Origin of the sequence: Jannaschia sp. Os4, from assembly GCF_016820245.1 — a bacterium.
Classification (GTDB): Bacteria; Pseudomonadota; Alphaproteobacteria; order Rhodobacterales; family Rhodobacteraceae; genus Jannaschia.
Map to the genome: position 1 here is coordinate 516,128 of NZ_JAFCAR010000003.1, position 25,540 is coordinate 541,667.

General features: G+C 72.4%; 25 protein-coding genes. 16 read left to right on the forward strand and 9 right to left on the reverse strand.

Annotated features, from left to right (window positions below; translation table 11 throughout):
- Positions 1-61 precede the first annotated feature (61 nt).
- The gene (gene uvrC / locus JQC91_RS07550) at positions 62-1,930 is read left to right on the forward strand and encodes an excinuclease ABC subunit UvrC (protein WP_203286188.1); all 1,869 of its coding nucleotides are present in this window, start codon (positions 62-64) and stop codon (positions 1,928-1,930) included.
- Between the two features lie 77 nt (positions 1,931-2,007).
- Positions 2,008-2,511 (forward strand): peptide-methionine (R)-S-oxide reductase MsrB, encoded by a 504-nt coding sequence (msrB, locus tag JQC91_RS07555; protein WP_203286189.1) that lies wholly within the window; start codon positions 2,008-2,010, stop codon positions 2,509-2,511.
- Positions 2,512-2,514: 3 nt separating this feature from the next.
- Here the strand turns inward: msrB and JQC91_RS07560 are convergent, their stop codons facing one another.
- A complete protein-coding gene (locus JQC91_RS07560) occupies positions 2,515-3,105 on the reverse strand; it encodes a hypothetical protein (protein ID WP_203286190.1) in 591 nt (196 codons plus the stop codon).
- A 99-nt stretch (positions 3,106-3,204) separates the two neighbouring features.
- Between JQC91_RS07560 and pgsA the strand changes: the two genes are divergently transcribed.
- The 3 genes from pgsA to JQC91_RS07575 all read left to right on the forward strand — a co-directional run bounded on the left by pgsA (position 3,205) and on the right by JQC91_RS07575 (position 4,645).
- The gene (gene pgsA / locus JQC91_RS07565; RefSeq protein ID WP_203286191.1) at positions 3,205-3,873 is read left to right on the forward strand and encodes a CDP-diacylglycerol--glycerol-3-phosphate 3-phosphatidyltransferase; all 669 of its coding nucleotides are present in this window, start codon (positions 3,205-3,207) and stop codon (positions 3,871-3,873) included.
- Positions 3,870-4,115: a molybdopterin converting factor subunit 1 gene (gene moaD / locus JQC91_RS07570; RefSeq protein ID WP_203286192.1), complete on the forward strand. Its 246-nt coding sequence runs from the start codon at positions 3,870-3,872 to the stop codon at positions 4,113-4,115. Before pgsA ends, moaD begins: the two co-directional genes overlap by 4 nt.
- A gap of 80 nt (positions 4,116-4,195) precedes the next feature.
- A complete protein-coding gene (locus tag JQC91_RS07575; RefSeq protein ID WP_203286193.1) occupies positions 4,196-4,645 on the forward strand; it encodes a molybdenum cofactor biosynthesis protein MoaE in 450 nt (149 codons plus the stop codon).
- Here the strand turns inward: JQC91_RS07575 and JQC91_RS07580 are convergent.
- The 4 genes from JQC91_RS07580 to JQC91_RS07595 all read right to left on the reverse strand — a co-directional run bounded on the left by JQC91_RS07580 (position 4,642) and on the right by JQC91_RS07595 (position 9,454).
- The gene (locus tag JQC91_RS07580; protein WP_203286194.1) at positions 4,642-5,259 is read right to left on the reverse strand and encodes a pyridoxamine 5'-phosphate oxidase family protein; all 618 of its coding nucleotides are present in this window, start codon (positions 5,257-5,259) and stop codon (positions 4,642-4,644) included. The genes JQC91_RS07575 and JQC91_RS07580 overlap by 4 nt on opposite strands.
- Entirely contained in the window at positions 5,256-7,628 is a 2,373-nt protein-coding gene (locus JQC91_RS07585) for a peptidoglycan -binding protein (RefSeq protein WP_203286195.1), read from the reverse strand. The genes JQC91_RS07580 and JQC91_RS07585 overlap by 4 nt, the downstream gene beginning before the upstream one ends.
- Position 7,629: 1 nt before the next feature.
- Positions 7,630-8,841: a biopolymer transporter ExbB gene (locus tag JQC91_RS07590; protein ID WP_203286196.1), complete on the reverse strand. Its 1,212-nt coding sequence runs from the start codon at positions 8,839-8,841 to the stop codon at positions 7,630-7,632.
- A gap of 79 nt (positions 8,842-8,920) precedes the next feature.
- On the reverse strand, positions 8,921-9,454 hold the full coding sequence (locus JQC91_RS07595) for a gamma-glutamylcyclotransferase (protein ID WP_203286197.1): 534 nt from the start codon (positions 9,452-9,454) through the stop codon (positions 8,921-8,923).
- A gap of 70 nt (positions 9,455-9,524) precedes the next feature.
- Here JQC91_RS07595 and JQC91_RS07600 point away from each other — a divergent pair, with 70 nt between their 5' ends.
- Positions 9,525-10,496 (forward strand): DUF2125 domain-containing protein, encoded by a 972-nt coding sequence (locus tag JQC91_RS07600; protein ID WP_203286198.1) that lies wholly within the window; start codon positions 9,525-9,527, stop codon positions 10,494-10,496.
- Here the strand turns inward: JQC91_RS07600 and JQC91_RS07605 are convergent.
- From JQC91_RS07605 to gloB, 3 genes are all read right to left on the reverse strand, one after another.
- Positions 10,493-11,425: a M23 family metallopeptidase gene (locus JQC91_RS07605; RefSeq protein WP_203286199.1), complete on the reverse strand. Its 933-nt coding sequence runs from the start codon at positions 11,423-11,425 to the stop codon at positions 10,493-10,495. The genes JQC91_RS07600 and JQC91_RS07605 overlap by 4 nt on opposite strands.
- A 154-nt stretch (positions 11,426-11,579) precedes the next feature.
- Positions 11,580-13,913, reverse strand: a complete 2,334-nt coding sequence (gene clpA / locus JQC91_RS07610; RefSeq protein WP_203286200.1) for an ATP-dependent Clp protease ATP-binding subunit ClpA — start codon at positions 13,911-13,913, stop codon at positions 11,580-11,582.
- Positions 13,914-14,053: 140 nt separating this feature from the next.
- Entirely contained in the window at positions 14,054-14,821 is a 768-nt protein-coding gene (gene gloB, locus JQC91_RS07615; RefSeq protein ID WP_203286201.1) for a hydroxyacylglutathione hydrolase, read from the reverse strand.
- Positions 14,822-15,046: 225 nt separating this feature from the next.
- Here gloB and JQC91_RS07620 point away from each other — a divergent pair, with 225 nt between their 5' ends.
- From JQC91_RS07620 to JQC91_RS07665, 10 genes are all read left to right on the forward strand, one after another.
- Positions 15,047-15,523 (forward strand): GNAT family N-acetyltransferase, encoded by a 477-nt coding sequence (locus tag JQC91_RS07620; RefSeq protein WP_203286202.1) that lies wholly within the window; start codon positions 15,047-15,049, stop codon positions 15,521-15,523.
- A gap of 56 nt (positions 15,524-15,579) precedes the next feature.
- Positions 15,580-16,335 carry a methyltransferase domain-containing protein gene (locus JQC91_RS07625; RefSeq protein ID WP_203286203.1) on the forward strand — a complete coding sequence of 252 codons (756 nt, stop codon included), beginning with the start codon at positions 15,580-15,582 and terminating at the stop codon, positions 16,333-16,335.
- Between the two features lie 660 nt (positions 16,336-16,995).
- The gene (locus JQC91_RS07630) at positions 16,996-17,556 is read left to right on the forward strand and encodes a F0F1 ATP synthase subunit delta (RefSeq protein ID WP_203286204.1); all 561 of its coding nucleotides are present in this window, start codon (positions 16,996-16,998) and stop codon (positions 17,554-17,556) included.
- Between the two features lies 1 nt (position 17,557).
- Positions 17,558-19,099 carry a F0F1 ATP synthase subunit alpha gene (atpA, locus tag JQC91_RS07635; RefSeq protein WP_203286205.1) on the forward strand — a complete coding sequence of 514 codons (1,542 nt, stop codon included), beginning with the start codon at positions 17,558-17,560 and terminating at the stop codon, positions 19,097-19,099.
- A 16-nt stretch (positions 19,100-19,115) separates the two neighbouring features.
- On the forward strand, positions 19,116-19,991 hold the full coding sequence (locus JQC91_RS07640; RefSeq protein ID WP_203286206.1) for a F0F1 ATP synthase subunit gamma: 876 nt from the start codon (positions 19,116-19,118) through the stop codon (positions 19,989-19,991).
- A 23-nt stretch (positions 19,992-20,014) separates the two neighbouring features.
- Complete coding sequence (gene atpD / locus JQC91_RS07645) at positions 20,015-21,433, forward strand: F0F1 ATP synthase subunit beta (RefSeq protein WP_203286207.1); 1,419 nt, start codon at positions 20,015-20,017, stop codon at positions 21,431-21,433.
- The gene (locus tag JQC91_RS07650) at positions 21,433-21,873 is read left to right on the forward strand and encodes a F0F1 ATP synthase subunit epsilon (protein WP_203286208.1); all 441 of its coding nucleotides are present in this window, start codon (positions 21,433-21,435) and stop codon (positions 21,871-21,873) included. Before atpD ends, JQC91_RS07650 begins: the two co-directional genes overlap by 1 nt.
- Positions 21,874-21,965: 92 nt before the next feature.
- On the forward strand, positions 21,966-22,313 hold the full coding sequence (locus tag JQC91_RS07655) for an H-type lectin domain-containing protein (protein ID WP_203286209.1): 348 nt from the start codon (positions 21,966-21,968) through the stop codon (positions 22,311-22,313).
- A gap of 118 nt (positions 22,314-22,431) precedes the next feature.
- The gene (locus JQC91_RS07660) at positions 22,432-23,775 is read left to right on the forward strand and encodes an aminotransferase class III-fold pyridoxal phosphate-dependent enzyme (RefSeq protein WP_203286210.1); all 1,344 of its coding nucleotides are present in this window, start codon (positions 22,432-22,434) and stop codon (positions 23,773-23,775) included.
- Complete coding sequence (locus JQC91_RS07665) at positions 23,772-24,752, forward strand: glyceraldehyde 3-phosphate dehydrogenase NAD-binding domain-containing protein (protein ID WP_203286211.1); 981 nt, start codon at positions 23,772-23,774, stop codon at positions 24,750-24,752. Before JQC91_RS07660 ends, JQC91_RS07665 begins: the two co-directional genes overlap by 4 nt.
- Here JQC91_RS07665 and JQC91_RS07670 read toward each other — a convergent pair.
- The gene (locus tag JQC91_RS07670; protein ID WP_203286212.1) at positions 24,749-25,540 is read right to left on the reverse strand and encodes an acyl dehydratase; all 792 of its coding nucleotides are present in this window, start codon (positions 25,538-25,540) and stop codon (positions 24,749-24,751) included. The genes JQC91_RS07665 and JQC91_RS07670 overlap by 4 nt on opposite strands.

Sequence of the window (25,540 nt, forward strand, 5' to 3'; positions counted from 1 at the left end):
GCGGGCATCCCCCTTGCGGTCCGCGCGGGGCGGAGGCAGCCGACCGAGGGAATCGAGGACCATGAGCGACAGCCCGAAGCAGACCGGCCCCGAGGTCATCAAGCGCTTCCTCAAGACGCTCGACGGCAGCCCCGGCGTCTACCGGATGCTCGATGCCCAGCAGCGCGTGCTCTACGTCGGCAAGGCGCGGTCGCTGAAGAACCGGGTCAGCAGCTACACCCGCCTCAACGGCCACTCCGCGCGCATCCGCCGGATGATCTCCGAGACGGCGTCGATGATGGTGCTGACCACGGAGACGGAGCTGGAGGCGCTGCTCTTGGAGCAGAACCTCATCAAGCAGCTCAAGCCGCGCTACAACGTGCTGCTGCGCGACGACAAGTCGTTCCCCAACATCGAGATCACCACCGCCCACCGCTTCCCGCAGGTCCGCAAGCACCGCGGCCGCAAGGGCAAGGGCACCTATTTCGGTCCCTTCGCCAGCGCGGGCGCGGTGAACCGCGTCCTCAACCAGCTCCAGCGGGTCTTCTTGCTGCGCAACTGCACCGACGCGCAGTTCGAGGGGCGCACGCGGCCCTGCCTCAACTACCAGATCAAGCGCTGCTCGGCGCCCTGCGTGGGCTACGTCTCGGAGCGCGACTACGAGGCCGCCGTCCGCGACAGCGCCCGCTTCCTGCGCGGCGAGACGACCGAGATCCAGAAGCGCCTCGCCGAGGAGATGGAGCAGGCCTCCGCCGAGATGGAGTTCGAGCGCGCCGCAGCCCTGCGCGACCGCATCAAGGCGATGACCAACGTCCAATCGACCCAAGGCGTGAACCCGCAGTCCACGCCCGAGGCCGACGTGGTGGGCCTGCACATGGAGGGCGGGCAGGCCTGCATCCAGGTGTTCTTCATCCGCGCGGGCCAGAACTGGGGCAACACGGACGTCTATCCCAAGGTGGCCGACGACATGTCCGCGGCCGAGGTGATGGAGGCGTTCCTCGGCCAGTTCTACGACGGGCGCGAGCCGCCGAGGCAGATCCTGCTGTCCCACGGCGTGGAGGAGGGCGACCTGATCGCCGAGGCCCTGTCCGAGAAGGCCCGCCGCAAGGTCGTGCTGCTGCACCCCAAGCGGGGCGAGAAGTTCGACCTCGTGCAGTCCGCCACCCGCAACGCGCGCGAGTCCTTGGGCCGCAAGATGTCCGAGAGCGCCACGCAGGCGAAGCTGCTGCGCGGCCTGCAGGAGGCGTTCGACCTGCCCGCCGCGCCGCGCCGCGTGGAGGTCTACGACAACTCCCACATCCAAGGCGCCCACGCGGTCGGCGCGATGATCGTCGCCACCCCCGACGGGTTCGAGAAGAGCCAGTACCGCAAGTACAACATCAAGGGCGACGAGATCACCGCGGGCGACGACTTCGGCATGATGAAGGAGGTGCTGACGCGGCGCTTCCAGCGCCTGCTGAAGGAGGACCCCGACCGCAAGTCCGACACGTGGCCCGACCTGCTGCTGATCGACGGCGGCGCGGGGCAGATCAGCGCCGTGTGGCAGATCATGGGCGACCTCGGCGTGCAGGACATCCCCGTGGTGGGCGTCGCCAAGGGCGTGGACCGCGACCACGGCAAGGAGGAGTTCCACCGCCCGCGCGAGCAGGGGGGCGGGCGCCCCTTCGCGCTCAAGCGCAACGACCCGGTCCTCTACTTCGTCCAGCGGATGCGCGACGAGGCCCACCGATTCGCCATCGGCACCCACCGCGCCAAGCGGGCCAAGGCGCTGGTCGCCAACCCCCTCGACGAGGTCGCGGGCATCGGCCCCACCCGCAAGCGCGCGCTGCTCACGCATTTCGGCTCGGCCAAGGCCGTCAGCCGCGCCTCGCTGGCGGACCTCAAGGCGGTGGACGGGATCAGCGCGGCGATGGCCGAGACGATCCACCGGCACTTCCACGAGAGGGCCTGAGGGGGAGGGCGGGCCGGGGTCGGGGGATCGGAACCCCCTGCCGCCGCGTTGGGCCGCGACCAGCGAAAGGCCAGCCAATGCCCGATGCCCCCTCGTCCCGCCGCGCCCTCCTCCTCGGCGGCGTGGGCCTCGCCGCCGTCGCAGGCGGCGCGGCATGGTGGTGGGCCGGACGCGACCGGCCCGCCGGCCTGTTCGAGTTCGAGCTGTCGGATGCGGAATGGGAGGCGCGCCTGTCCGAGGCGGAATACGCCGTCCTGCGCCTGTCCGCGACCGAGGAGCCCTTCTCCTCGCCCCTCAACGACGAGACCCGGGCGGGCAGCTACGCCTGCGCGGGCTGCGGCAACGTGGTCTACGACGCGGCGCACAAGTTCGACAGCGGGACGGGCTGGCCCTCGTTCTGGCAGGCCACCGCAGGCGACGTGGTGGGCGTGCGTCCGGACCCGAAGATCCTCGGGCTCGCGACGGAGGCGTTCTGCGCCCGCTGCGGCGGCCATCTCGGCCACGTCTTCGACGACGGGCCGGAGCCCACGGGCCAGCGCCACTGCATCAACGGCATCGCCCTCGACTTCGCCGCCGCCTGACGGTCAGGCCGCCCGCGCCGCCGCCGCGAGCGCGGCCCCGTCGTAGAGCGTCGGCACCGGCGCCACCGATCCGTCGTCCCGCCGCACGAGGAACGTCGGGAAGGCCTGCACGCCCAGCGCCCGCCCGTCCGCGAACGCCGCCTCGGCCAGCGCGGGGTCGTGCAGGTCCGGCAGGTCGATCCGCGGCGCGTGCGCGGCGAGGAGCGCCGCGTAGGCGTCGCGGTCGTTGGGGTCCATGCCCTGCTCGTAATGCGCCTCGGTCACCGCGTGGGCGAAGGCCAGCGCCGCGTCGGGCCGGGCGCGCCGCACCGCGTCCACCGCCACCGCCGGGGGCGCCGAGGCCGCCACCGCGCCGGGCGCGCGCATCCATGCGTAGAACGCCTCGGACGGCGCCCGGCCCGTCACCGCGCGCAGGCGCTCGGAGGCTTGGCGGACGTTGCCCTCCATCGCCGCCGCAGGCCCCACGCGCGCGCCCACCACGAGCCCCGCCATCGCCAGCTCCACCGGCATCTCCGCGGCCACCCGCCGCACGGCGGGGGCCGCGCCGTAGCACCAGCCGCAGATCGGGTCGTAGCCGTAGATCAGGGTCCGCATCGCGTCCTCCGCCGCATCCGCCCGCGACATGGCGCACGCCGCCGCCGTGGCAACCGCCCCCACTGGCCCCGCCCCCACCCTCGCGCTACACCGCGCCCCATGACGTGGACGGTTCCCAACATCCTGACGGTCATCCGTCTCTTCGCGGCGCCCGGCGTGGCGATCATGTTCCTGTTCTTCGCCCGCCCGTGGGCGGACTGGATCGCGCTGGTCCTGTTCGTGCTCGCCGCCGTGACCGACTGGATCGACGGCTACCTCGCGCGCGAGTGGAACCAGGAGAGCCGGTTCGGCGCCATGCTGGACCCCATCGCCGACAAGGCGATGGTGGTCATCGCGCTCTGCGTCATCACCGGGTTCCAAGGCATGACCCCGTGGATCCTGCTGCCCGCCACCGTGATCCTCTTCCGCGAGGTGTTCGTGTCCGGCCTGCGGGAGTTCCTCGGCGCGCAGGCGGGCACGCTCAAGGTCACGAAGCTCGCCAAGTGGAAGACCACGGCCCAGATGATCGCCATCGCGGTGCTCTTCGCCACCGGCGTGTTCCAGCACGAGGTGCTGGACCGGACGGTCGGCATGGACGACGCGACCATCGGCGCGATCCTGATGGGCGAGGCGCCGGACGAGGTGGGCCTCAACTTCCTCGTCGCCGCCGAGGCCGCGACGTGGTGGGGCGGGGTGATCCTGCTCTGGATCGCGTCCCTGCTGACCGCCGTCACCGGCTGGGACTACTTCTCCAAGGCGATGCCCTACCTGCGCGGACCGAAGACGTGAGGGTCCTCTACTTCGCGTGGGTCCGGGAGCGGATCGGCGAGGGCTCGGAGGAGGTGGAGACCGCCGCCGCCACCGTCCGCGACCTCGTGGCCGAGCTGCGCGCCCGCGAGGCGCGCTACGACCTCGCCCTCTCCGACATGGGGGCGGTGCGCGTCGCGGTGGACCAGGAGCTGGCCGATCTCGACGCGCCGCTGGCCGGGGTCCGCGAGGTGGCGTTCTTCCCCCCGATGACGGGGGGCTGATCGGGGGGGCGATCGGGATTATCGGACATTCGCGTACATACGCGCGTATGTACGGTGTATGCACGGGGGGTGTACGGGGGATGCACAGCGATCTTCGCGTCTCGGTGCAGGCGCACGACTTCGACCTCGCCGCCGAGGCCGCCCGGCTGGAGGCGACCGGCGCGGGCGCCGTCGTGACCTTCACGGGCCTCGTGCGCGACGTCGCGGGCGGCCTGCGCCACATGGAGCTGGAGCACTATCCCGGCATGACGGAGAAGGCGCTCGCCGCCATCGCCGCCGAGGCCGCGGAACGCTGGCCGCTCGACGCCGTGACCGTGATCCACCGCCATGGCCGCCTCGCGCCGGGCGCGCGCATCATGATGGTCGCGACCGCCTCGCGCCACCGGGCTGCCGCGTTCCAAGCCGCTGATTTCCTGATGGACTACCTGAAGTCCCGCGCTCCCTTCTGGAAGCGCGAAGTGACGGGGCAGGGCGCCGGATGGGTCGCCGCCACCGACGAGGACGAGGCCGCGCTGGACCGCTGGTCCTAGTCGTCCGCGCTCCACATCGTCATGGCCGCCCGCGCCGGCCACGCCGCGTCGTAGGCCGCCCCGTCGATGTCCCCCTCGGTCATCTCCGACAGGATGTCGCCCGGCGTCGGCAGGTCCGGCGCCGGGACGCCGCCCCAGAGCTCGGCGCGCATCACGGCGCGGGCGCATTGGGTGTAGATTTCCTTTATCGTCAGTACGATGACCGATCGGGGCCGCCGCCCCCGGTCCTCGAACCGGGCGATCAGGTCCGCGTCCACCGACACCACCGCCGTCCCGTTCACCCGCACCACCGTGGGCGAGCCGGGCACCATGAACATCAGCGAGGCGCGCCCGTCCGCCACGATGTTCCGCAGCGAATCCATGCGGTTGTTGCCCCGCCAGTCGGGCATCAGGAGCGTGCGCTCGTCCAACTCCGTCACCACCGGCCCGTCGTCCCCGCGCGGCGAGCCGTCGGTGCCGTCGGGTCCTACGGTGGTCAGGACGCAGAAGCGCGACGCCTCGATCCAGCGGCGGTAGAGCGGGGTCAGGCGGTCGGCGACCTTGGCCAGCGAGGCGCGGCCGGGGCGGCCGTAGAGGGCCTCCAGCTCGGCCACGTCCTCGATGCGGCCGGTCATCGCTCGGTCAGCTTCAACTCGATCCGCCGGTTGGCCGCCCGGCCCTCCACCGTCTCGTTGGTCGCGATGGGACGATACTCCCCGAAGCCCGTCGGCGCGACCCGCTCGGGCGGGAAGCCGCGCGCGTCGATCAGGTACTCGGCGACGGAGAGGGCGCGGCCTTGCGACAGCTCGAAGTTGTTCTCGTACTTGGAGCCGGGTCGGGGGATCAGGGGAAGGGCGTCCGTGTGCCCGTCGATCCGCAGCACCCAGTCGATGCCGTCGGGGAACTCGGCGGCCGCGTCGAGCAGCAGGTCGCCCACGCGCGCGATCTGGGCCTGCCCCTCGGGCGACAGCTCCACCGCGTTCACGTCGAACAGCACCTCCGAGGAGAACACGAAGCGGTCGCCTACGATCTCGACGCCCTCGCGCCCGCCCAGCACGTCGCGCAGCACCCCGAGGAAGTCGGAGCGGAACCGCTCCAGCCGCTGCGCCTCCTCGGCCAGGCGCCGCGCCTCGGCGCGCTCCTGCGCGGCGACCTGCGCCAGCGCGGCGTTGAGCTGCGAGCCGAGGTTGGTGAGCTGCACCTGCGCCTGCTCGTCCCGCGCCTGCGCGTCGTCGAGGATGGCCTGCAGGCTCCCGAGCTGGGCGCGCAGCTGGCGGATCTCCTGCGAGAAGGCGGCGGCCTCGCGCTGCGCCTCGACCTTCTCGGCGTCCACCTCGGACAGGCGGGCCTCCGCCGTCGCGAGCAGGGCCGCGCGGCGGTCGGCCTCGGACTGGGCGGCGTCGGCCTCCTGCCGCAGCGCGATGCGCGCGGCCGCGGCTTGGCGCAGGCGGGCGTCCAGCTCCTCGGCCCCGATGCGCGCACCCTGCACCTCGACCAAGGCGGCGGCGAGGCGGGCCTCCAACTCCTCGCGCGTGGCCTCGGTCGCGGCGGCGGCCCCGGTGGCCGCGGCGAGGGCGGCGCGCACCTCGTCGATCTCGCGCTGCAGGGCATCGCGGTCCATCTCGGCGGTCTCGGCCTCGGCGCGGGTCCGCTCCAGCCGGGCGCGGGCGTCGGCCAACTGGCTCTCCAGCTCGGCGCGCGTCGCGCTCTCCTGATCGGCGGCGCCGCGCGCGGCGGCCAGCGCCGAGCGGGCGGCGCGCAACTGCGCCTCCAAGGCGTCGACGGTCAGCTCCGCCGCCTCGGTGCCGCCCTGCGCGGCCGCGAGTTCGGCCTCCAGCGCGGCGATGCGGCGGGCGGCGGCCTGCCCGTCCGTCTGCGCCTCCGCGGCCTCGGCGCGGACGGCCGCGAGGGTGGCGAGCGTGGCGTCGAGTTCGGCGCGCAGGTCGGGCAGGGCGGTCGACGCCGCCTCCGCGCGGGCGAGGTCGGCCAGCGCGCGTCCCAGTTCCGCGCGCAGCTCCGCCTCGGACGCGGCCTCCCGCTCCAGCGAGGCGGAGGCCGTGGCGAGCGCGTCGCGCAGCCCGTCGAGTTCCGCGCGGAGCTCGGCCTCGCTGCGGGCGGCGGTCTCGACCTCGCCGCGGGCCACCGCCAAGGCGGCCAAGGTCTCCGTCAGGCGCGCGTCGAGGTCGTCGCCCCGCGCGGCCTCGGCGTCGCGCGCGGTCAGGGCGTCGGCCAAGGCGGCGTCGAGGTCGGCCTCCGCGTCGCGGGCGGCGGCGAGCAGGGTCAGCGTCTCCTCGGCCTCGCGGCGCTCCGCCTCCAGCGAGAGGGAGAGGGCGGTGAGTTCGGCGTCGGCCTCGGCGAGGCGGGCGCGCAGGGCCTCGGCCGCGGCGGCCTCGGTCAGGCGGGCGGCCTCCTCCTCCGAAAGGGCGGCCGCGTCGGCGCGGGCCTCCGCGCGCAGTCCCTCGACCAGCGCCTGCAGCGCCTCGCGCCGCGCGGCGGCGAGGCGGGCGGCCTCCACCCCCTCGTCGATCTCGTCGCGCGCGGCGGCGAGGGCAAGCTGCAGCGCCTCGCGCTCGTCCACTTCCCGGAGGAGCTCTCCCTCGGTCGTCTCAAGCCGGGCGGCGAGGTCGTCGCGCTGCGCGAGCAGGGTGGCGACCTGATCCTCGAAGGAGGCGACCCGCGCCTCCAGCCCCTCGGCCTGCGCCGTCAGCGTGGCGACGAGCCGGGCCTGGGCGTCGCGCTCGGAGCCCAGCCGCGCGGCCTCGCCCTCGGCGGCCTCGGCGCGGACCCGCTCGAGCCCGAGCGCGTCCGCGAGCTGGGCGACCTGATCGCTCAGCTCGCCCAGTTCCGCGTCCTGCTCGCCGATGCGCTGCGACAGGATGAACTGCACGATCATGAAGATCGACAGCACGAACATCAGCACCAGGAGCAGCGCCGTCATGGCGTCCACGAAGCCGGGCCACGCGTTGGCCGACAGGCGCGACCCGGAGCGGCGCGACAGCGCCACGTCAGCCGTCCTGCGGCTGGGCGGAGCCGCCTTGCGACTGGGCTTGGGTCGCCGAGGCGAGGCGGTTCAGCTGGCGGATGGCGCGGGTCAGGGCGGTCAGGTCGCCGCGCAGGTCGTCCACGGCGGCGGTGCGGGCGGTCGACATCTCCTCGAAGACCTTGAGCAGCTGCACGTCGATGGAGCGCAGGCGCATCCGGCTCTCGGCGTCGAGCCCGCCGTCGGCGCCCGCCGAGCCGCGCAGGACCTCGACGATCTGGCCCTGCCCCTCGGCCACCCGGTCGAGCGCGGCGGAGACGCTGGCCCTGTCGTCGCGCTGCGACATCGCGGTGATCGCGTCGGCTAGCGTGGCGAGCCGGGCATCCGCCGCGAGGCGCCCGGCCTCGGCCTTCTGGAACATGTCCTCCAGCGATTCCATCTGGGTGTTCATGTGGTCCAGCACGGCGGCCAGCGAGTACTGGTCGATCGTCTCCTCGCCCGAGTCGCCCACGAGGCCCACGCGGGTGATGGAGGACAGCCAGTCCTCCAGCTCGTTGTAGAAGCGGTTCTGGCCGTGGCCCGCGAACAGCTCCAGCAGGCCGACGACCAGCGACCCGGCGAGGCCGAGGAGCGAGGAGGCGAAGGCGACGCCCATTCCCTCGAGCTGGTCGTCCAGCCCGTCGATCAGCCGCGAGAACACGTCGATCCCGCCCCCGGCGCCGGGGTCCAGCGAGCGGATCGTGTCGACGACGGCGGGGACGGTGGTGGCGAGGCCCCAGAACGTGCCGAGCAGCCCGAGGAAGATGAGCGTGTTGACGATGTAGCGGGTGATGTCGCGCGCCTCCTCCATCCGCTGCGCGACCGAGTCGAGGATCGAGCGCGAGGAGGTGGCGGAGATCTGGCTGCGCTTGGAGCGGGCGCGCAGCAGCGCGGCCAGCGGGATCAGGAGCGAGGGCGGGCGCGTCACATCGTGGCCCGCCCGCGTCTCGGCGAAGCCCTCGATCCAAGCCACGGAGGAGAACAGCTGCAGCACCTGCGCGAAGCAGGCGATCACGCCGATCACGAACACCCCTAGGATGACCCCGTTGAGCCACGGGTTCGCGGCGAAGACCGGCGCGACGGTCGGGTAGATCAGCCACACGCCCACGCCGACGGCGACGAGGACCGCCAGCATCCATGCGATCTGGCGGACCGGCTGCGAGAACTGCGTCCCCGCGTCGATCTGGGTCGTCGTCATGTCGGAGCCTGCCCGCCCTCGTGGTTGCGCGGGAGGTTACGCGCGGGGGACGGGCCGCCACAAGGAGACGGCGCGGGTGTCAGGCGGGCCTGTCGCGGATGCGCCGCACCATCGCGTCGAGCCGGGCGAGGTCGGGGTCGCGGACGCCGATCCCCTCGAGCGCCTCGACCGAGGCGGAGAGGTACTCGTGGTTCGGCCCCCGCCCGCCCGTCGCGTGGGCGATGATCTCCGCCTGCCGCTCGAGGCTCAGCCCCGCCGCGTATTGCGGGTGCGACGTGTCCATCACGTAGGTGATCGCCTCGATGGCGCGCCCGTCCGCCGCGCGCAGGCGGACCTGCTCCTCCCTGTAGGCGGAGGAGATCAGCTCCCGCTCGCGCAGGGCGGCCAAGGCGGGCTCCGGGTCGGCGGCGCGGATGGCCACCCCCTCGCAGGCCGCGCCGGGCGCGGGCTCCAGCGCGAGGACGAGGCCCGGCTCCGCCTCCGAGCCGCGGTGGTGGATCGACCACATGCAGTAGCTGCGATGGTAGCCGTCGAGCGTCGCGCGCACGGTCTCGGCGACCTCGATTCCGGGGTTCCAGATCAGCGAGCCGTAGCCGAACACCCACAGGTCCATGATGTCGCTCCCGGTTGAACCGGGGGGCGTGTAGGGGGATTGGGGCCCGAACGGCAAGGAGCGGCCCGACATGCGCGCATTGACGATCCTCGTGGCGGTGCTGGCCGCGCTGTGGTCCGGCTGGTGGCTGGTGGGGCGGGCGGGCGTGCAGGCGGCGCTCGACCGCGCGCCCGCCGCGGCGGCGACGCAGGGCTGGGAGGTGTCTTGGACCGACGCCTCGACCGGCGGCTTCCCCAACCGCTTCGACACCCGGCTGGAGGCGCCGCGCGCGGTGGACCCCACGGGCGAGGTCGAGTGGACGGCCCCGTTCCTCGACATCCTCATGCTGTCCTACCGGCCCAACCATGCCATCGTCGCCTTCCCGCCCGAGCAGACGGTGACGGTGATGGGCCTGCCCGTCGTCGTCCGCTCCGGGCGGATGCGCGCCTCCGTGGTGGCGGGGCCGGCGCTGCCGCCGGTGCTGGACCGCGCGACGCTGGAGGGCGAGGCGCTGGCGGTCGAGACGCTGGGCGCGGTCTCCACCGTGGCGGCGGCGCGGGCGGCGACCCGGTGGGCCGAGGACGGCAGCGGCTACGACGTGGCGCTCGCCCTGTCCGACGTGACGATCCCCGACCCCGCCGCCGGGATGCTGGCCGAGGGCGGGATGCCCGCCGCGATCGGCATCGTCCGGCTCGACGCGACGGCCCGCATGGCGGCCCCCGTCGCGCTCGGGCCGGGGGCGCCGCCGCAGGTGGCCGGGCTGGACCTCCGCGACGTGGCGGTCGTCTGGGGCGAGGTGCGGCTGTCGGGCGAGGGGACGCTCGACGTCGACCGGGCGGGGCGGGCGCAGGGCCTCGTGACCGTTCGGGCCGAGGGGTGGGAGCGCCTTCTGGACCTCGCGGAATCGCAGAACATGCTGCCCCGGTCGCGGCGCGCCTTGGTCGAGGCGGCGCTGCGCGGCGTGGCCGGGGACGACGGCGTGGTGGAGGTGCCCCTCGCCGTTCGGGACGGGGTGGTGCGGTTCGGGCCCTTCGAGCTCGGACGCCTGCCGGTCCTGCTCTAGCCGAGCGTCACGCGCGCCTCGACCCGGTCGATCACCGTGCCGTCGCGGAGCAGCTCGACGGTGCCGACGTAGTCGCCGCCCCGCCAGCGCGCGGCGCGCAAACGGCGCCCGACGGCACGGAACAGCTCCGCTTGGGTTCGTTCCAGCGCGACGGTGGTGGCCAGCACCTCCCGGCCTGTCGGGCCGATGACGGTGAGCCGCATCTCGTCGCCCGCCCGCCCGCCGAACGCATGGCCCCAAAGCACCAGCGCGGGCGCGTCGAGGGGAAGCGCGGAAGCGTCCGCAGTGCCCGCCTTGACCGCGTCGTACTCCGGCACCGCATCGGCGAAGCCCGCGCCCAGGAGCCCGCCGGGCGCGTAGGGCACCGGCTCGGCCCACGCCGCGCCCGTGCCGGGGACGAACGGGTCCACCGTCTCGCCGTCGCGGGTCACCTGCAGGTGGACGTGGGGGAACTGGGTCGCGCCGGACAGGCCGACCTCGCCCAGCACGTCGCCCGCCGCGACCCGGTCGCCGGGCGCGACGGTCACCGATCCCTCCGCCATGTGGCACAGCTGCGTGACCCAGCCGCCGCCGTGGTCGAGCGCGACGCCGTTGCCGCATTCGCGGCCCTCCACCTCGGCGCGGTCCGCGATGGCACGGTCGGCCATCCCGTCGCGCGCGCCCCGGACCACCCCGTCGGCGGGGGCGCGGACGGGGATGCCCGCCGCCATCGCCTCGAGATCCGCGACGCGGAAGTCCGTGCCCGCGTGCCCGTCGTAGGAGAGCGGCCCGCCCGTGAAGTCCGCGGCACCGGGACCGGGATCGGCATCGACGTATTGCTGGATGTCGCAGTCTTCCCCGAGCGTGCAGTCGAGCGGCGGGACGAGGAGGAGGTCCTGCGCCGCGGCGGGGAGCGCGAGCGTCAGGAGGGCGGCATGGACGAGATGCATCCCCGGAGCATGCCATGTCGGTCCTGCCACTGCACCGTCCCCGTCCTGCTCTAGGTTCCCCGTCGGTCCGGGGCGGGGCCGCCTTCCGGTCGCGCCGCGGGCCGAAACGAGGAAGGCCCGGCGCGGGGCCGGGCCTTCCAGATGATCCGTCGGATCAGTCCGCCGTGAGCATCGGCGGGCGCTTGTCCGAGATGGCCTTCTTCGGCTCCTCGATGCGCAGGTCCAGCTTGCCGTCCTTGACGCCGACCTTGACGAGCCCGCCCTTGGCCAGCTTGCCGAAGAGCAGCTCCTCGGCCAGCGGCTTCTTGACGTGCTCTTGGATGACCCGCGCCAAGGGGCGCGCGCCCATACGGTCGTCGTAGCCCTTGTCGGCGATCCATTCGGCCGCCGGCTTGGTCAGCTCGATCGTCACGCCGCGGTCCAGCAGCTGGGCCTCGAGCTGCAGCACGAACTTCTCGACCACCTGCAGGATCGTGTCCTTGGGCAGGGGCGCGAAGGCGATCACCGCGTCGAGGCGGTTGCGGAACTCCGGCGTGAAGGTCCGCTCGATGGCCTCCGTGTCCTCGCCCTCGCGGCGGTCGCGGCCGAAGCCGAGCGGCGCGCGCGCGGCGTCCGAGGCGCCCGCGTTGGACGTCATGATCAGGATCACGTTGCGGAAGTCGACGGTCCGGCCGTTGTGGTCGGTCAGCTTCCCGTGGTCCATCACCTGCAGCAGGATGTTGTAGACGTCCGGGTGCGCCTTCTCGATCTCGTCGAGCAGCAGGACGCAATGCGGATGCTGGTCCACGCCGTCGGTCAAGAGGCCCCCTTGGTCGAAGCCCACGTAGCCCGGCGGCGCGCCGATCAGGCGGCTGACGGCGTGCTTCTCCATGTACTCGGACATGTCGAAGCGCAGCATCTCGATGCCCAGCGTGTCGGCCAACTGCTTGGCGACCTCGGTCTTGCCGACGCCGGTGGGGCCCGCGAACAGGTAGTTGCCGATGGGCTTCTCCGGCTCGCGCAGGCCCGCGCGGGACAGCTTGATCGCCGAGGCCAGCGCCTCGATGGCGTTGTCCTGCCCGAAGACCACGCGCTTGAGCGCGCCCTCGAGGTCGCGCAGCACCTCCTGGTCGTCCTTGGAGACGTTCTTGGGCGGGATGCGGGCGATCTTGGCGACGACCGCCTCGATCTCCTTCACGCCGATGGTCTTGCGCCGCTTGGACTCGGTCACCAGCGCCTGCGCCGCGCCCGCCTCGTCGATCACATCGATCGCCTTGTCGGGCAGCTTGCGGTCGTTGACGTAGCGCGCGGACAGCTCGACCGCCGACTTGATGGCGTCGGCCGTGTACTTGATCGAGTGGTGGTCCTCGAAGCGGTCCTTGAGGCCCTTGAGGATCTTGATCGTGTCCTCGACCGTCGGCTCGTTGACGTCGATCTTCTGGAAGCGCCGCGACAACGCGCGGTCCTTCTCGAAGTGCTGGCGGAACTCCTTGTAGGTCGTGGAGCCCATCGTGCGCAGCTTGCCCCCTTGAAGGGCGGGCTTGAGCAGGTTGGAGGCGTCCATCGCGCCGCCGGACGTCGCGCCCGCGCCGATCACCGTGTGGATCTCGTCGATGAAGAGCACCGCGTCGGGATGCTCCTCCATCTCGGTGACGACGGCCTTGAGCCGCTCCTCGAAGTCGCCGCGGTAGCGGGTGCCGGCCAGCAGCGCGCCCATGTCGAGCGAATAGATCGTGGCGCCGGACAGCACCTCGGGCACCTCGCCCTGCACGATCTTGAAGGCGAGGCCTTCCGCGATGGCGGTCTTGCCCACGCCGGGGTCGCCCACCAGCAGCGGGTTGTTCTTGCGGCGGCGGCACAGCACTTGGATGCAGCGCTCCACCTCGTGCTCGCGCCCGATCAGCGGATCGACGTCGCCCTTGGCCGACTTCTTGTTGAGGTCGACCGTGTACTTGGCCAGCGCGCTCTCGCGGTTCTCGGACGGGTTGGGCCCGCCCTCGGACCCCTCGACGGGCATCTCGCCCTCGTCCTCGGTGCCCTCGACGGGCCGCGCCTCGCCGAAGGACGGGTCCTTGGCGACGCCGTGGGCGATGAAGTTGACCGCGTCGTAGCGGGTCATGTCCTGCTCCTGCAGGAAGTAGGCGGCGTTCGACTCGCGCTCGGCGAAGATGGCGACCAGCACGTTGGCGCCCGTCACCTCCGAGCGGCCCGAGGACTGCACGTGGATGGCGGCGCGCTGGATCACGCGCTGGAAGGCGGCGGTGGGCACGGCCTCGGAGCCTTCGACGTCCGTGACGAGGGTGCTGAGATCGTCCTCGATGAACTCCTCCAAGGTCTGGCGGAGTTCGTCGAGGTCGACGCCGCAGGCGCGCATCACGCGCGCGGCATCGGGCTCGTCGATCAGCACGAGGAGCAGGTGCTCCAGCGTCGCCAGCTCGTGGTGACGCTCGTTGGCCTGCGCGAGGGCGGCGTGGATGGCCTGCTCGAGGGTGTTCGAGAACGAGGGCATGGTGTTCTCTCCTGTCTGTGCGCGGCCCCCGGGATAGGGGGCCGGCCTTAGATTAAGTTTTGGGTGTCGGCGGGCGGCCTTCAACCCTTTTCATCGGCTGACTCGCGGTCGCGTGACCGACCGTGCCCATTCCGCAGGCATCAGAAACGGTCCCGCGCCCGGCGGGTGGCGGCGAACGTCTCGACGTCCGGTCTGTCGGCGGTGTCCGTCGCGGCCTTGAGCGCGGGATCGTGGCTGCGAAGGAACGGGTTGGTGCGGCGTTCCAGCCCGAGGGTCGAGGGGACGGTGGGGCGTCCCGCGGCGCGCGCCGCCTCGGCCTCGGCTAGACGGGAGGTAAGCGCCGCGCGGCCCGGTTCAAGCGAGAGGGCGAAGCGCAGGTTGGTCGTCGTGTACTCGTGGCCCGAGGCGATCAGGGTCTCGTCGGGCAGGGCGTCGAACTGCGACAGGCTCTCGTGCATCCGTTCGGGCGTGCCCTCGAACAGGCGCCCGCAGCCGCCCGCCATCAGGCTGTCGCCGGTGAAGGCCACCCCGTCGAAGACGAAGGCCACGTGGCCCATCGTGTGGCCCGACACGTCCCAGACCTCCGCCCGCGCGCCGCCGATCTCGATGCCGGTGCCCGGCACGACGCGCTCGTCCAAGGGGGGCAGGCGGTGGGCGTCGGCCTCCGCCCCCCAGACGGCGACGCCGCCGTCCCGCATCGCCAGCAGGTCGGGCAGCGCGTCGACGTGGTCCCAGTGGTGGTGCGTCAGCAGCACGTCCGTCAGGCGCCATCCCCGCTCGTCCAAGGCGGCCGCGATCGGCGCGGCCTTCGGGACGTCGACGAGCACGGTCCGGTCGCCCGCGCGGAACAGGAAGGCGTAATTGTCCTCGAGGCAGGGGATCGTGACGAGGGTGTCCGCGACGGTCATTGGGTCCTCCGGTCGGGGTCGTCGCAGCGGAGCGCGCCGGCTCCGGGAGGGCAACCCCCGGCGACTCCCCTCGTTCCCGTCAAAGTGGAGTGAATTTGCCGTTGATCGCGCATGCCGCGGCATGCCATTCGGCGGGCGGTTTCGTGATCCGGCCCCCGCGCCGCGCCCGCACCCCGCGGAACCCATTCCGCATCGGCAGTCGCCGACAGCACCGAGACCAGACCATTGACCAATGCACAGCCCATCCGCCGGGCCACCCCCACCGACCTGTCGGCCCTGATGGCCGTCGTCCGCGAGTCCGGCCTCTTCGGCCCGGACGAACTCGACTACATGGAGGCCGACCTCGCCGCATGGGCCGGGGGCGGCAGCGACCGCCGCTGGCTGATCCATGACGGCCCCGACCCGCAGGGGGCCGCGATGCTCGCGCCCGAGCCCATGTCGGGCGACGCATGGAACATGCTCTTCCTCGCGACCCGGCCCGGGGCGCGCAGGCGGGGCGTCGCCCGCGCGCTGCTCGCCGCGGCGGCGGAGACGGCGAGGGGGCAGGGCGGTCGCCTGCTCCTGATTGATACGTCGTCCGACGAGGATCAGGCGCCGGCCCGCGTCTTCTATGCCGCAAGCGGGTGCGACCATGTCGCGACGATCCCCGGCTACTATGCCGACGGGGTGGACAAGGTGACCTACCTGCGCCGCCTCGCCTGACGGGGGCGCCCATGCTACCTCCCCTCCGCCGGGCCTGTCCGGCGGAGGGACCCCGCTTGCATCTCGACGTCGTCGACCTGCGCCGCTTCTACTACCGGACCCGGCTGGGCCGCGCGGCGCAGAAGGCGATCCGCGACAGGCTGACCGCGCTCTGGCCGCCCGACGGCGCGCGGGGGCAGACGGTGGCGGGGTTCGGGTTCGCGGCGCCGCTGCTGCGTCCCTACCTCGCCGACGCCCGCCGCGTGACCGCGCTGATGCCCGCGCAGCAGGGGGTCATGCCGTGGCCCCCCGGTCGGCCGAACGTGTCCGTCCTGGTGGAGGAGACGCTGTGGCCGGTCGAGACCGGCAGCGTCGACCGGCTCGTGCTGCTGCACGGGCTCGAGACCTCCGAGTCGCCCGGCGCGCTGCTGGACGAGTGCGAGCGCGTGCTCGGCCCGGGCGGGCGGGCGATGCTGATCGTGCCGAACCGCTCCGGCCTCTGGGCGCGGCGCGACGCGACGCCGTTCGGCTTCGGGCGGCCCTACTCCCTCAGCCAGCTCGAGGCGCTCGCGCAGGCGGCCGGGTTCAAGCCGGCCCGCCACTCCGCCGCCCTCTACGGCCCGCCGTCCGAGCGCGACTTCTGGCTGCGCGCCCACGGCATGCTAGAGCGGATGGGGCCGCGGATCAGCCGGTCGAACGGTGGGGGCGTGATCCTCCTGGAGCTCGCCAAGCAGGTGCCGGCGCGTCCGCGACCCGGACTCGCCGAACGCGTCCGCCGACCGCTGCGCGTGCTGGACCCTGTGCCGGAACCGGGAGTCGCGGGGCGGACCTGAAGGCGGGCCCGACGGGGGCGCCGCGTCCGGCGGCCCGGGCGGGGCCGAACCGTGCGCGCCGGCGGCAGCGCAGCAGGCCGACGCAGCTGACGCCGATGAAGAAGATCTGGATCACCGCCGAGGCCGGGTTGAACGCTTGGACCAAGCCGGCGAGCACGAGGGACGCGGCCAGCATGTTGCACATGAAGTAGCGCGGGCGCCGCACGTCGAGCCAGCCGAGGGTCAGGGACACGTAGGTCGCTATGTAGACGCCGGCCCCGATCAGCCCGATCGCCTCGAGCGGGCCCGTCCCCGCCATCCACGTCGCGAAGTCCTGTGCCATCGTCACGCCCTCGTCTGCCATCGTCACGCCCTCGCCCGGTCCCGTCGACCGATGGGCCGGTCCTAGGCGGCGGTGCGGCCACGCGGTGCTGCGGATAGCCGCAGCCCTGAGGATATCCGCATGTCCCCCGCGCGGGCGCCCTGCGCGGCCGGGTCGCGGTCCGCGTGGACCCGGGATGCGACGGATCGCGCCCGCCACCCCGTTGCGGGGCGAAACCCGTGCTGCTAGAGGGGCCGCGATTTCGCGGGGGCGGCTTGTCCGGCATGGGACATGCGGCCCCCGAGACGCGCCGGGGCACTGCCGTCCCGGCCCGCGACGAACACGGCGAAAGGGGCGACGTGGCCGAACCTGCTTCGATCTCGATGGGGATTGCCGAGCGCTACGCGCAGGCGGTCTTCGACTTGGCCCGCGATGCGGGCGACCTCGCGGCGCTGGAGGCGGACGTCTCCACGCTGGACGCGGCGATCCGCGAGTCGTCCGACCTGCGCGACGCGATGGCGTCCCCGGTCCTGACCCGCGCCGAGCAGGAGGGGGCCATCGCGGCCGTCGCCGCGAAGCTCGGCCTCGGGGCGACGCTGACCAACACGCTGCGCCTGATGGCTTCCAAGCGGCGGCTCTTCGTGGCCCCCGCGCTGGTCGAGGCGCTCAAGGAGCGGCTGGCCGACGACAGGGGCCAGCTCACCGCTGAGGTCCGGTCCGCGAAGAAGCTGACCGACACCCAGCAGAAGAAGCTGTCCGAGGCGCTGAAGGCGTCGACCGGCAAGGACGTCGCCGTCGAGGTGACGGTGGACGAGGCGCTGATCGGCGGCCTCGTGGTCAAGGTCGGCTCCCAGATGATCGATACGTCCATCCGCGCGAAGCTCGCCGCGCTGCAGAACACGATGAAAGAGGTCCGCTGAGATGGCTATCCAAGCCTCCGAGATTTCCGCGATCCTGAAGGATCAGATCCAGAACTTCGGGCAAGAGGCCGAAGTCGCCGAGGTCGGCCGCGTGCTGTCCGTGGGCGACGGCATCGCCCGCGTCTACGGCCTCGACAACGTCCAGGCCGGCGAGATGGTCGAGTTCCCCGGCGGCATCCAGGGCATGGCGCTGAACCTCGAATCCGACAACGTCGGCGTCGTGATCTTCGGCTCCGACCGCGACATCGCCGAGGGCGACACGGTCAAGCGCACCAACTCCATCGTGGACGTGCCGGCCGGCCCCGAGCTGCTTGGCCGCGTCGTGGACGGCCTCGGCAACCCGCTGGACGGCAAGGGCCCGATCACCGCGACCGAGCGCCGGGTTGCGGACGTCAAGGCGCCGGGCATCATCCCCCGCAAGTCCGTCCACGAGCCGATGGCCACCGGCCTCAAGGCCGTGGACGCCATGATCCCGATCGGGCGCGGCCAGCGCGAGCTGATCATCGGCGACCGCCAGACCGGCAAGACCGCCGTGGCGCTCGACGCGATCCTCAACCAGAAGTCCTACAACGACGCCGCCGGCGACGACGAGAGCCAGAAGCTCTACTGCGTCTACGTCGCCGTGGGCCAGAAGCGCTCGACGGTGGCGCAGCTGGTGAAGCGCCTCGAGGAGTCGGGCGCGATCGACTACTCGATCGTGGTCGCCGCGACCGCCTCGGACCCCGCCCCGATGCAGTTCCTCGCGCCCTACGCCGCGACCGCGATGGCCGAGTACTTCCGCGACAACGGCAAGCACGCGCTGATCGTGTACGACGACCTTTCCAAGCAGGCCGTGGCCTACCGCCAGATGTCCCTGCTGCTGCGCCGCCCGCCCGGGCGCGAGGCCTATCCGGGCGACGTGTTCTACCTGCACTCCCGACTGCTGGAGCGCTCGGCCAAGCTGGGCGACGACTCGGGCAACGGCTCGCTGACGGCGCTGCCGATCATCGAGACGCAGGGCGGCGACGTATCGGCGTTCATCCCGACCAACGTGATCTCGATCACCGACGGCCAGATCTTCCTCGAGACGGAGCTGTTCTACCAGGGTATCCGCCCGGCGGTGAACACCGGCCTGTCGGTGTCGCGGGTGGGCTCCTCGGCCCAGACCAACGCGATGAAGTCGGTCGCCGGCCCCGTGAAGCTCTCGCTCGCGCAGTATCGCGAGATGGCGGCCTTCGCGCAGTTCGGCTCGGACCTCGACGCCTCGACCCAGCGCCTGCTGGCCCGCGGCGCGCGCCTGACCGAGCTGATGAAGCAGCCGCAGTACTCGCCGCTGACCAACGCCGAGATCGTGGCCGTGATCTACGCGGGCACCAACGGCTTCCTCGACGAGGTGCCGGTGGCCGAGGTCGGCAAGTGGGAGGAGGGCCTGCTGAAGTTCATGCGCGGCCAGAAGAAGGACGTGCTGGACTGGATCACGTCGGAGGACCCCAAGATCAAGGGCGATGCCGAGGACAAGCTGAAGGCCGCGATCCAAGCCTACGCCGACACCTACGCCGGTTGATCCGGAGGGAGACGACATGCCTTCCCTGAAGGACCTCAAGAACCGGATCGAGAGCGTCAAGTCGACGCGCAAGATCACCAAGGCCATGCAGATGGTCGCCGCCGCCAAGCTGCGCCGGGCGCAGGACGCCGCCGAGGCGTCCCGCCCCTACGCGAAGCGGTTCAACGCCGTGCTCTCGGCCCTCGCGGCGGGGGCGGGCGACGGCGACGGCGTGCCGCGCCTCCTGCGCGGCACGGGCTCGGACCAGACGCATCTCCTGCTCGTCCTCACGGCCGAGCGGGGGCTCTGCGGCGGGTTCAACGCCAACATCGCCAAGCTGGCCCGGACCCACGCCCAGAAGCTCGTGGCCGAGGGCAAGACGGTGAAGATCGTCACCGTCGGCAAGAAGGGCCGCGAGGCGCTCAAGCGCGACTTCGCGGACCACATGGTGAAGCACGTGGACCTGTCGAGCGTGAAGCGGCTGGGCTACGCGAACGCGTCGTCCATCGCGGCCGACGTGCTCAAGATGTTCGACGACGGCGAGTTCGACGTCTGCACGATGTTCTACTCGGAGTTCGAGTCGGTCATCGCGCAGCGGCCCGTCGCCCAGCAGATCATCCCGTTCCAGCCGCCCGAGGCGGAGGGCGACGCGGACGTCGCGCTCTACGACTACGAGCCGTCGGAGGAGGCGATCCTCGCCGACCTGCTGCCGCGCGGGGTCGCCACGGCGATCTTCTCCGCGCTCTTGGAGAACTCGGCCGGCGAGCAGGGCGCGCGCATGTCCGCGATGGACAACGCGACGCGCAACGCCGGCGAGATGATCGACGCGTTGACCATCGAGTACAACCGCTCGCGGCAGGCGGTCATCACCAACGAGCTGATCGAAATCATTTCGGGCGCCGAGGCGCTCTGACCCGAACAACCGGAGACACCCCAATGGCAAACGGCAAGGTCACGCAGGTCATCGGCGCCGTCGTCGACGTGCAGTTCGACGGCGATCTGCCCGAGATCCTCAACGCGCTCGAGACCGACAACAATGGCAAGCGCCTCGTGCTCGAGGTCGCGCAGCACCTCGGCGAGAACACGGTCCGCACCATCGCGATGGACGCGACCGAGGGCCTCGTGCGCGGGCAGGCGGTCACCGACACCGGGTCGGCGATCAAGGTGCCCGTGGGCACCGCCACGCTGGGCCGCATCCTCAACGTCACCGGCGACCCGATCGACGAGAAGGGCCCGGTCGAGGCGGACGAGTACCGCCCCATCCACGCCGAGGCGCCCGACTTCGCCGACCAGGCGACCGAGGCCGAGATCCTCGTGACGGGCATCAAGGTCATCGACCTGCTCGCCCCCTACTCGAAGGGCGGCAAGATCGGCCTCTTCGGCGGCGCGGGCGTGGGCAAGACGGTCCTGATTCAGGAGCTGATCAACAACATCGCCAAGGTGCACTCGGGCCTGTCCGTGTTCGCCGGCGTGGGCGAGCGGACCCGCGAGGGCAACGACCTCTACCACGAGATGATCGAGTCCGGCGTGCTGACGCCCGACAACCTGCCCGACTCCAAGATCGCGCTGGTGTTCGGCCAGATGAACGAGCCGCCGGGCGCCCGTGCCCGCATCGCGCTGACCGGCCTGACCATGGCCGAGCAGTTCCGTGACGCCACCGGCGCGGACGTGCTGTTCTTCGTCGACAACATCTTCCGCTTCACGCAGGCGGGCTCGGAGATGTCGGCGCTTCTGGGCCGCATCCCCTCGGCGGTGGGCTACCAGCCGACGCTGGCCACCGACATGGGCGCCATGCAGGAGCGGATCACCTCGACCAAGAACGGCTCGATCACCTCGATCCAGGCCGTGTATGTGCCCGCGGACGACCTGACCGACCCGGCGCCGGCCACGACCTTCGCGCACCTCGACGCGACGACGGTTCTCAACCGCGCCATCTCGGAGCTGGGTATCTACCCGGCGGTGGACCCGCTCGACTCGACCTCGCGCCTGATGGACCCGCAGATCCTGGGCCAGGAGCACTACCAAGTGGCGCGCGACGTGCAGGGCATCCTGCAGCGCTACAAGTCGCTCCAGGACATCATCGCGATCCTCGGGATGGACGAGCTCTCGGAGGAGGACAAGCTGACCGTGGCGCGCGCCCGGAAGATCCAGCGCTTCCTGTCCCAGCCGTTCGACGTGGCGAAGGTCTTCACCGGCGCGGACGGCAAGCAGGTGCCGCTGGAGGACACGATTTCGTCCTTCAAGGCCGTCGTCGCGGGCGAGTACGACCACCTGCCGGAGGCCGCGTTCTACATGGTCGGCGGCATCGACGAGGTGATCGCCAAGGCCGAGCGCATGGCCGCCGAGGCCGCCTGATGGCGTATCGCTTCGAACTGGTCTCGCCGGAGCGGCGGCTCGCCTCGGAAGAGGTGGACGCCGTCCGCATCCCCGGCGCCGACGGCGACATGACCGCTGCCGAGGGGCACACCGCCGTGGTCACGTCCCTGCGGCCGGGCGTCCTGATCGTCGAGAGCGGCGGGTCCGAGACCCGCTACGCCGTCACCGGCGGCTTCGCCGAGGTCGGCGCCGACAGCACGACCGTCCTGGCCGAGCGCGCGCTCCCCGCCGAGGAGGTGGATCAGGGCACGTTCGACGACTGGGTCGGCGAGGCGCGCGCCTCGCGCGATGCGGCCAAGGAGCGGCATGACCGCGGCGAGGACACCGAGGGGCTGCTCGACAGCGCCGAGAAGCTCGTCGAGGACATGGTGGCGATGGGCGGCCATATCGGCCTCGACCCGAACCAGCCGAACCTCTAGCGCACGCCGCCTGAGGATAGCATGCAACGGACGCCCCGGTCGCTTCGGCCGGGGCGTTTTCCTTTTCGGGCCTCGGGGTATCGTCCCCCCCGATGAAGCGCATCGCCTGCCACACGCTCGGCATCGACCAAGGCTCGGTGCAGATGTTCTCCGACTTCGAGGACGACGGCGAGATGTGGGTCGGCACCGGCCCGCGCGAGGCGCGGCGTGCCGTGACCTTCGGCGCGCCGTTCCGCGAGGCGCCCGTCGTGCAGGCGGTGGTGGCGATGATCGACATCGACGCCGGCTCGAACCACCGCGCCGACCTGTCGGTGGGCGAGGTCACCTGCGAGGGCTGCGAGCTGGTGTTCCGCACGTGGGGCGACACCAAGGTGGCGCGCGTGCGGGCGGAGTGGACGGCGATGGGGGCGGTGGCGTCCGAGGACGACTGGGACGTGTAGGCGCGGGTCGCCCGTCGCGGTGCCCCGCGCCCGCCCCGCAGAGGGCGACCGTATCCGCACAATCCTCCGCTTGCCCTCCGCCCCGCACCTCCCCCATCACGGAGGCGGAGGTGCTCCCATGCGCGACGACAACTTCCTCTCCGAGATGAACGCCCGCCACCTGTGGCACCCCTTCGGCCACCCGGGCGAGGCGCGCGCGAACCCGCCCAAGATCATCCGCAGGGCCGAGGGCGTGCGCATCACCGACGAGGCGGGCCACACGACCATCGACGGGGTCGGGGGGCTGTGGTGCGTGAACCTCGGCTACTCCTGCCAGCCCATCAAGGACGCGGTGGCCGCGCAACTGGCGGAACTGCCCTACTACTCGGCCTTCAAGGGCACGACCAACGGCCCCGCGATCGAGCTGTCGGTCGAGCTGGCGCGCTGGTTCGGGCCCGAGGGGCTGACCCGCGCCTTCCTGACCTCCGGTGGCTCGGACGCCGTGGACACGGCCCTCAAGCTCGCGCGCCAGTATCACAAGCTGAACGGCGAGCCGGGGCGCACCAAGTTCGTCGCGCTGACCAAGGCGTATCACGGCACCCACTGGGGCGGGGCGGCGGTGAACGGCAACCCGCTCTTCCGCGCGCCCTACGAGCCGCACCTGTCCGGCACGTTCCACGTCCCCAGCCCCTACGCCTACCGCAACCCTTGGGACGAGACCGACCCCGAGCGGCTCTCGGCGCTGTGCCTGCGGATGCTGGAGGAGCAGATCGTCTTCCAAGACCCGGCCACGGTCGCCGCCTTCATCCTCGAGCCGGTGCAGGGGGCGGGGGGCGTGATCGTCCCGCCCGAGAGCTTCCTGAGGGGCGCGCGCGAGATCTGCGACCGCCACGGCGTCCTGCTCATCGCCGACGAGGTCATCTCCGGCTTCGGGCGCACGGGCCATGTCTGCGCGTCGCGGCGGTCGGGGGTGAGGCCCGACCTGATGACCTTGGCCAAGGCGCTGACCTCCGGCTACTTCCCGATGGGCGCGGTGATGGTGTCCGAACGCCTCGCCGACGCCTTCGAGCACGAGGAGACGGGGGGCATGATCCCCACGGGCTATACCTATTCCGGCCACCCGGTCGGCTGCGCCGCCGCCTTGGCCTGCCTCGCCGAGACGGAGCGGCTGAAGGTCTGGGAGAACGCCGCCTCGACCGGGGCGCGCGTCCTCGCGGGGCTGGAGGGTCTGCGGCGCCACGCGTGCGTCGGCGACGTGCGCGGGATCGGCCTGATGTGCGCGCTGGAGATCGTGTCGGACCGCGACGCCAAGACCGCCGATCCCGCGCGCGCGGGCCGCATCTTCGAGGCCGCCTACCGCGCGGGCGCGATGGTGCGGTGGTCGGGCGCGAACCTCGTCGTCTCGCCGCCGCTGACGCTGACCCCCGCCGAGGGGGACGCCATCGTCGCCGCGCTCGACCAAGGCTTGTCCGAGGCCGGATGACCCGCGTCCTGATCAACGGGTTCGGCCGCATCGGCCGGTCGATCCTGCGCGCGCACCTGCGGGGCAGGGGGAACCTCGTGGTGGCGGGGATCAACGACATCGCCCCACCCGAGACCTGCGCCTACCTCATGCGCTGGGACAGCGTGTTCGGCCCGTGGCCCGAGGAGGTTGCCGCCGAGCCGGGGGCCTTGCGCGTCGGCCGCCACCGCATCCCGTTCCATTCGACGGACGACCTCTCGACGCTGGACCTGTCGGACATCGACCTCGTCCTCGAATGCACGGGCCATGCCGACACCCGCGACGAGGTCGAGCGGGGCCTGCGCGCGGGCGCCAGGCGCATCCTCATGTCCGGCCCCTCGACCGTCGCCGACGCGACGATCGTGATCGGCGCCAACGACCACCTGCTGGCCGACCAGCGCGTCGTGTCCAACGCGTCCTGCACCACAAACGCGGTCGCCCCGCTGCTCAAGGCGCTCGACGACGCCTTCGGGGTCGAGACCGGGTCGATGACCACGATCCACTGCTACACCGGCTCCCAGCCCACGGTGGACACGGCCCACGGCCCCCACCTCGCCCGCTCCCGTGCGGCGGCCCTGTCGATGGTGCCCACGACCACATCCGCCGGGCGGCTGGTGGACGAGGTGCTGCCCCACCTCGCCGGCCGCGTCCCCTGCCAGTCGGTGCGTGTGCCCACGGCGAGCGTCTCGGCGGTGGACCTCTCCGTCATGCTGCGCGCGCCCGCGACGGCGGCGGAGGTGGACGACGCCATCCTCGCCTCGCCCGTAATCGGCGCGGAGACCGACGAGGTCGTCAGCGCCGACATGCGGATGCGCCCCGAGAGCTACGTCCACCTGCCCGCCGAGACCCGCGTGGCCGGCTCCGGCACACGGGGCGGCATGGTCCGGGTGTTCGGCTGGTACGACAACGAATGGGGCTTCGCCTGCCGGATGCTGGATCTGGCCGAGCGGATGGCCTAGCCCCACGCGCCCTCCGCGCAGAGCCGCCCGTCCGCGCCCCGCATCCAGAGCCGCGCGCCGTCGCGGCACACCGTCAGCGCCTCGCCCGCCACCGCCGGGGCGGTCAGCCGGTAGGACATGCGCCGCACCGGCCCGGCCCGCGCGGCGAGGTCCGCCATCGCCTCGGCCAGCAGCGGGCCATGCACGACGACCCCCGCATGGCCCTCCACCTCCGTCGCGTAGAGCCGGTCGTAGTGGATGCGATGCCCGTTGAACGTCAGCGCCGAGGCGCGGAACAGCGCCACCTCGTCGAAGACGCGCGCCTCCTCCACCGGCGCCCGCTCCGCCATTCGCACCGCAGGGAGCGGATCGTCCGGCGACGGGGCCGCCCGGTAGACGAGATCCTGCCGCTCCCGCAGCACCACCGCGCCGTCCTGCGCCACCTCGTGCTCGAGCGTCACGAGCGCCAAGGGCCCCGTCCGCCCCGCCTTCCGCTCCGCCGAAAGCTGGCGGCTGGCCTTCGTCGCGGGCTTCCCCGTCCGCAGCGGCCCCCGCACCTCCAGCGCACCGCCCGCCCACATCCGGCGCGGCAGGCCCATGTCGGGGATCAGCGCGTCGCCCACCGCCGGGTGCCCATCGCGCCCGAGCCGTTCGGGCGGGCGCGCGTCCCAGTGGTAGAGCCAGTGCCAGAACGGGGGCAGGGGGCCGTCGCCCGGATCGGCCCGGCCCAGCGTCGCGGCGAAGGCGGACGCGCGGGCCGGGTCCATCACGTCGACGCGGTTGACGGCGGGAGGGGCGGGGGACGACAT

What these genes read in the sequence shown, in the direction of transcription:
- JQC91_RS07650 (WP_203286208.1), top strand. Translation starts at nt 21,433, where the DNA reads ATGGCGTATCGCTTCGAACTGGTCTCGCCGGAGCGGCGGCTCGCCTCG.
- JQC91_RS07665 (WP_203286211.1), top strand. Translation starts at nt 23,772, where the DNA reads ATGACCCGCGTCCTGATCAACGGGTTCGGCCGCATCGGCCGGTCGATC.
- gloB (WP_203286201.1), bottom strand. Translation starts at nt 14,821, where the DNA reads ATGACCGTCGCGGACACCCTCGTCACGATCCCCTGCCTCGAGGACAAT.
- pgsA (WP_203286191.1), top strand. Translation starts at nt 3,205, where the DNA reads ATGACGTGGACGGTTCCCAACATCCTGACGGTCATCCGTCTCTTCGCG.
- JQC91_RS07575 (WP_203286193.1), top strand. Translation starts at nt 4,196, where the DNA reads ATGCACAGCGATCTTCGCGTCTCGGTGCAGGCGCACGACTTCGACCTC.
- JQC91_RS07605 (WP_203286199.1), bottom strand. Translation starts at nt 11,425, where the DNA reads ATGCATCTCGTCCATGCCGCCCTCCTGACGCTCGCGCTCCCCGCCGCG.
- JQC91_RS07655 (WP_203286209.1), top strand. Translation starts at nt 21,966, where the DNA reads ATGAAGCGCATCGCCTGCCACACGCTCGGCATCGACCAAGGCTCGGTG.
- msrB (WP_203286189.1), top strand. Translation starts at nt 2,008, where the DNA reads ATGCCCGATGCCCCCTCGTCCCGCCGCGCCCTCCTCCTCGGCGGCGTG.
- atpA (WP_203286205.1), top strand. Translation starts at nt 17,558, where the DNA reads ATGGCTATCCAAGCCTCCGAGATTTCCGCGATCCTGAAGGATCAGATC.
- atpD (WP_203286207.1), top strand. Translation starts at nt 20,015, where the DNA reads ATGGCAAACGGCAAGGTCACGCAGGTCATCGGCGCCGTCGTCGACGTG.
- JQC91_RS07660 (WP_203286210.1), top strand. Translation starts at nt 22,432, where the DNA reads ATGCGCGACGACAACTTCCTCTCCGAGATGAACGCCCGCCACCTGTGG.
- uvrC (WP_203286188.1), top strand. Translation starts at nt 62, where the DNA reads ATGAGCGACAGCCCGAAGCAGACCGGCCCCGAGGTCATCAAGCGCTTC.
- JQC91_RS07640 (WP_203286206.1), top strand. Translation starts at nt 19,116, where the DNA reads ATGCCTTCCCTGAAGGACCTCAAGAACCGGATCGAGAGCGTCAAGTCG.
- JQC91_RS07595 (WP_203286197.1), bottom strand. Translation starts at nt 9,454, where the DNA reads ATGGACCTGTGGGTGTTCGGCTACGGCTCGCTGATCTGGAACCCCGGA.
- clpA (WP_203286200.1), bottom strand. Translation starts at nt 13,913, where the DNA reads ATGCCCTCGTTCTCGAACACCCTCGAGCAGGCCATCCACGCCGCCCTC.
- JQC91_RS07560 (WP_203286190.1), bottom strand. Translation starts at nt 3,105, where the DNA reads ATGCGGACCCTGATCTACGGCTACGACCCGATCTGCGGCTGGTGCTAC.
- JQC91_RS07580 (WP_203286194.1), bottom strand. Translation starts at nt 5,259, where the DNA reads ATGACCGGCCGCATCGAGGACGTGGCCGAGCTGGAGGCCCTCTACGGC.
- JQC91_RS07670 (WP_203286212.1), bottom strand. Translation starts at nt 25,540, where the DNA reads ATGTCGTCCCCCGCCCCTCCCGCCGTCAACCGCGTCGACGTGATGGAC.
- JQC91_RS07590 (WP_203286196.1), bottom strand. Translation starts at nt 8,841, where the DNA reads ATGACGACGACCCAGATCGACGCGGGGACGCAGTTCTCGCAGCCGGTC.
- JQC91_RS07600 (WP_203286198.1), top strand. Translation starts at nt 9,525, where the DNA reads ATGCGCGCATTGACGATCCTCGTGGCGGTGCTGGCCGCGCTGTGGTCC.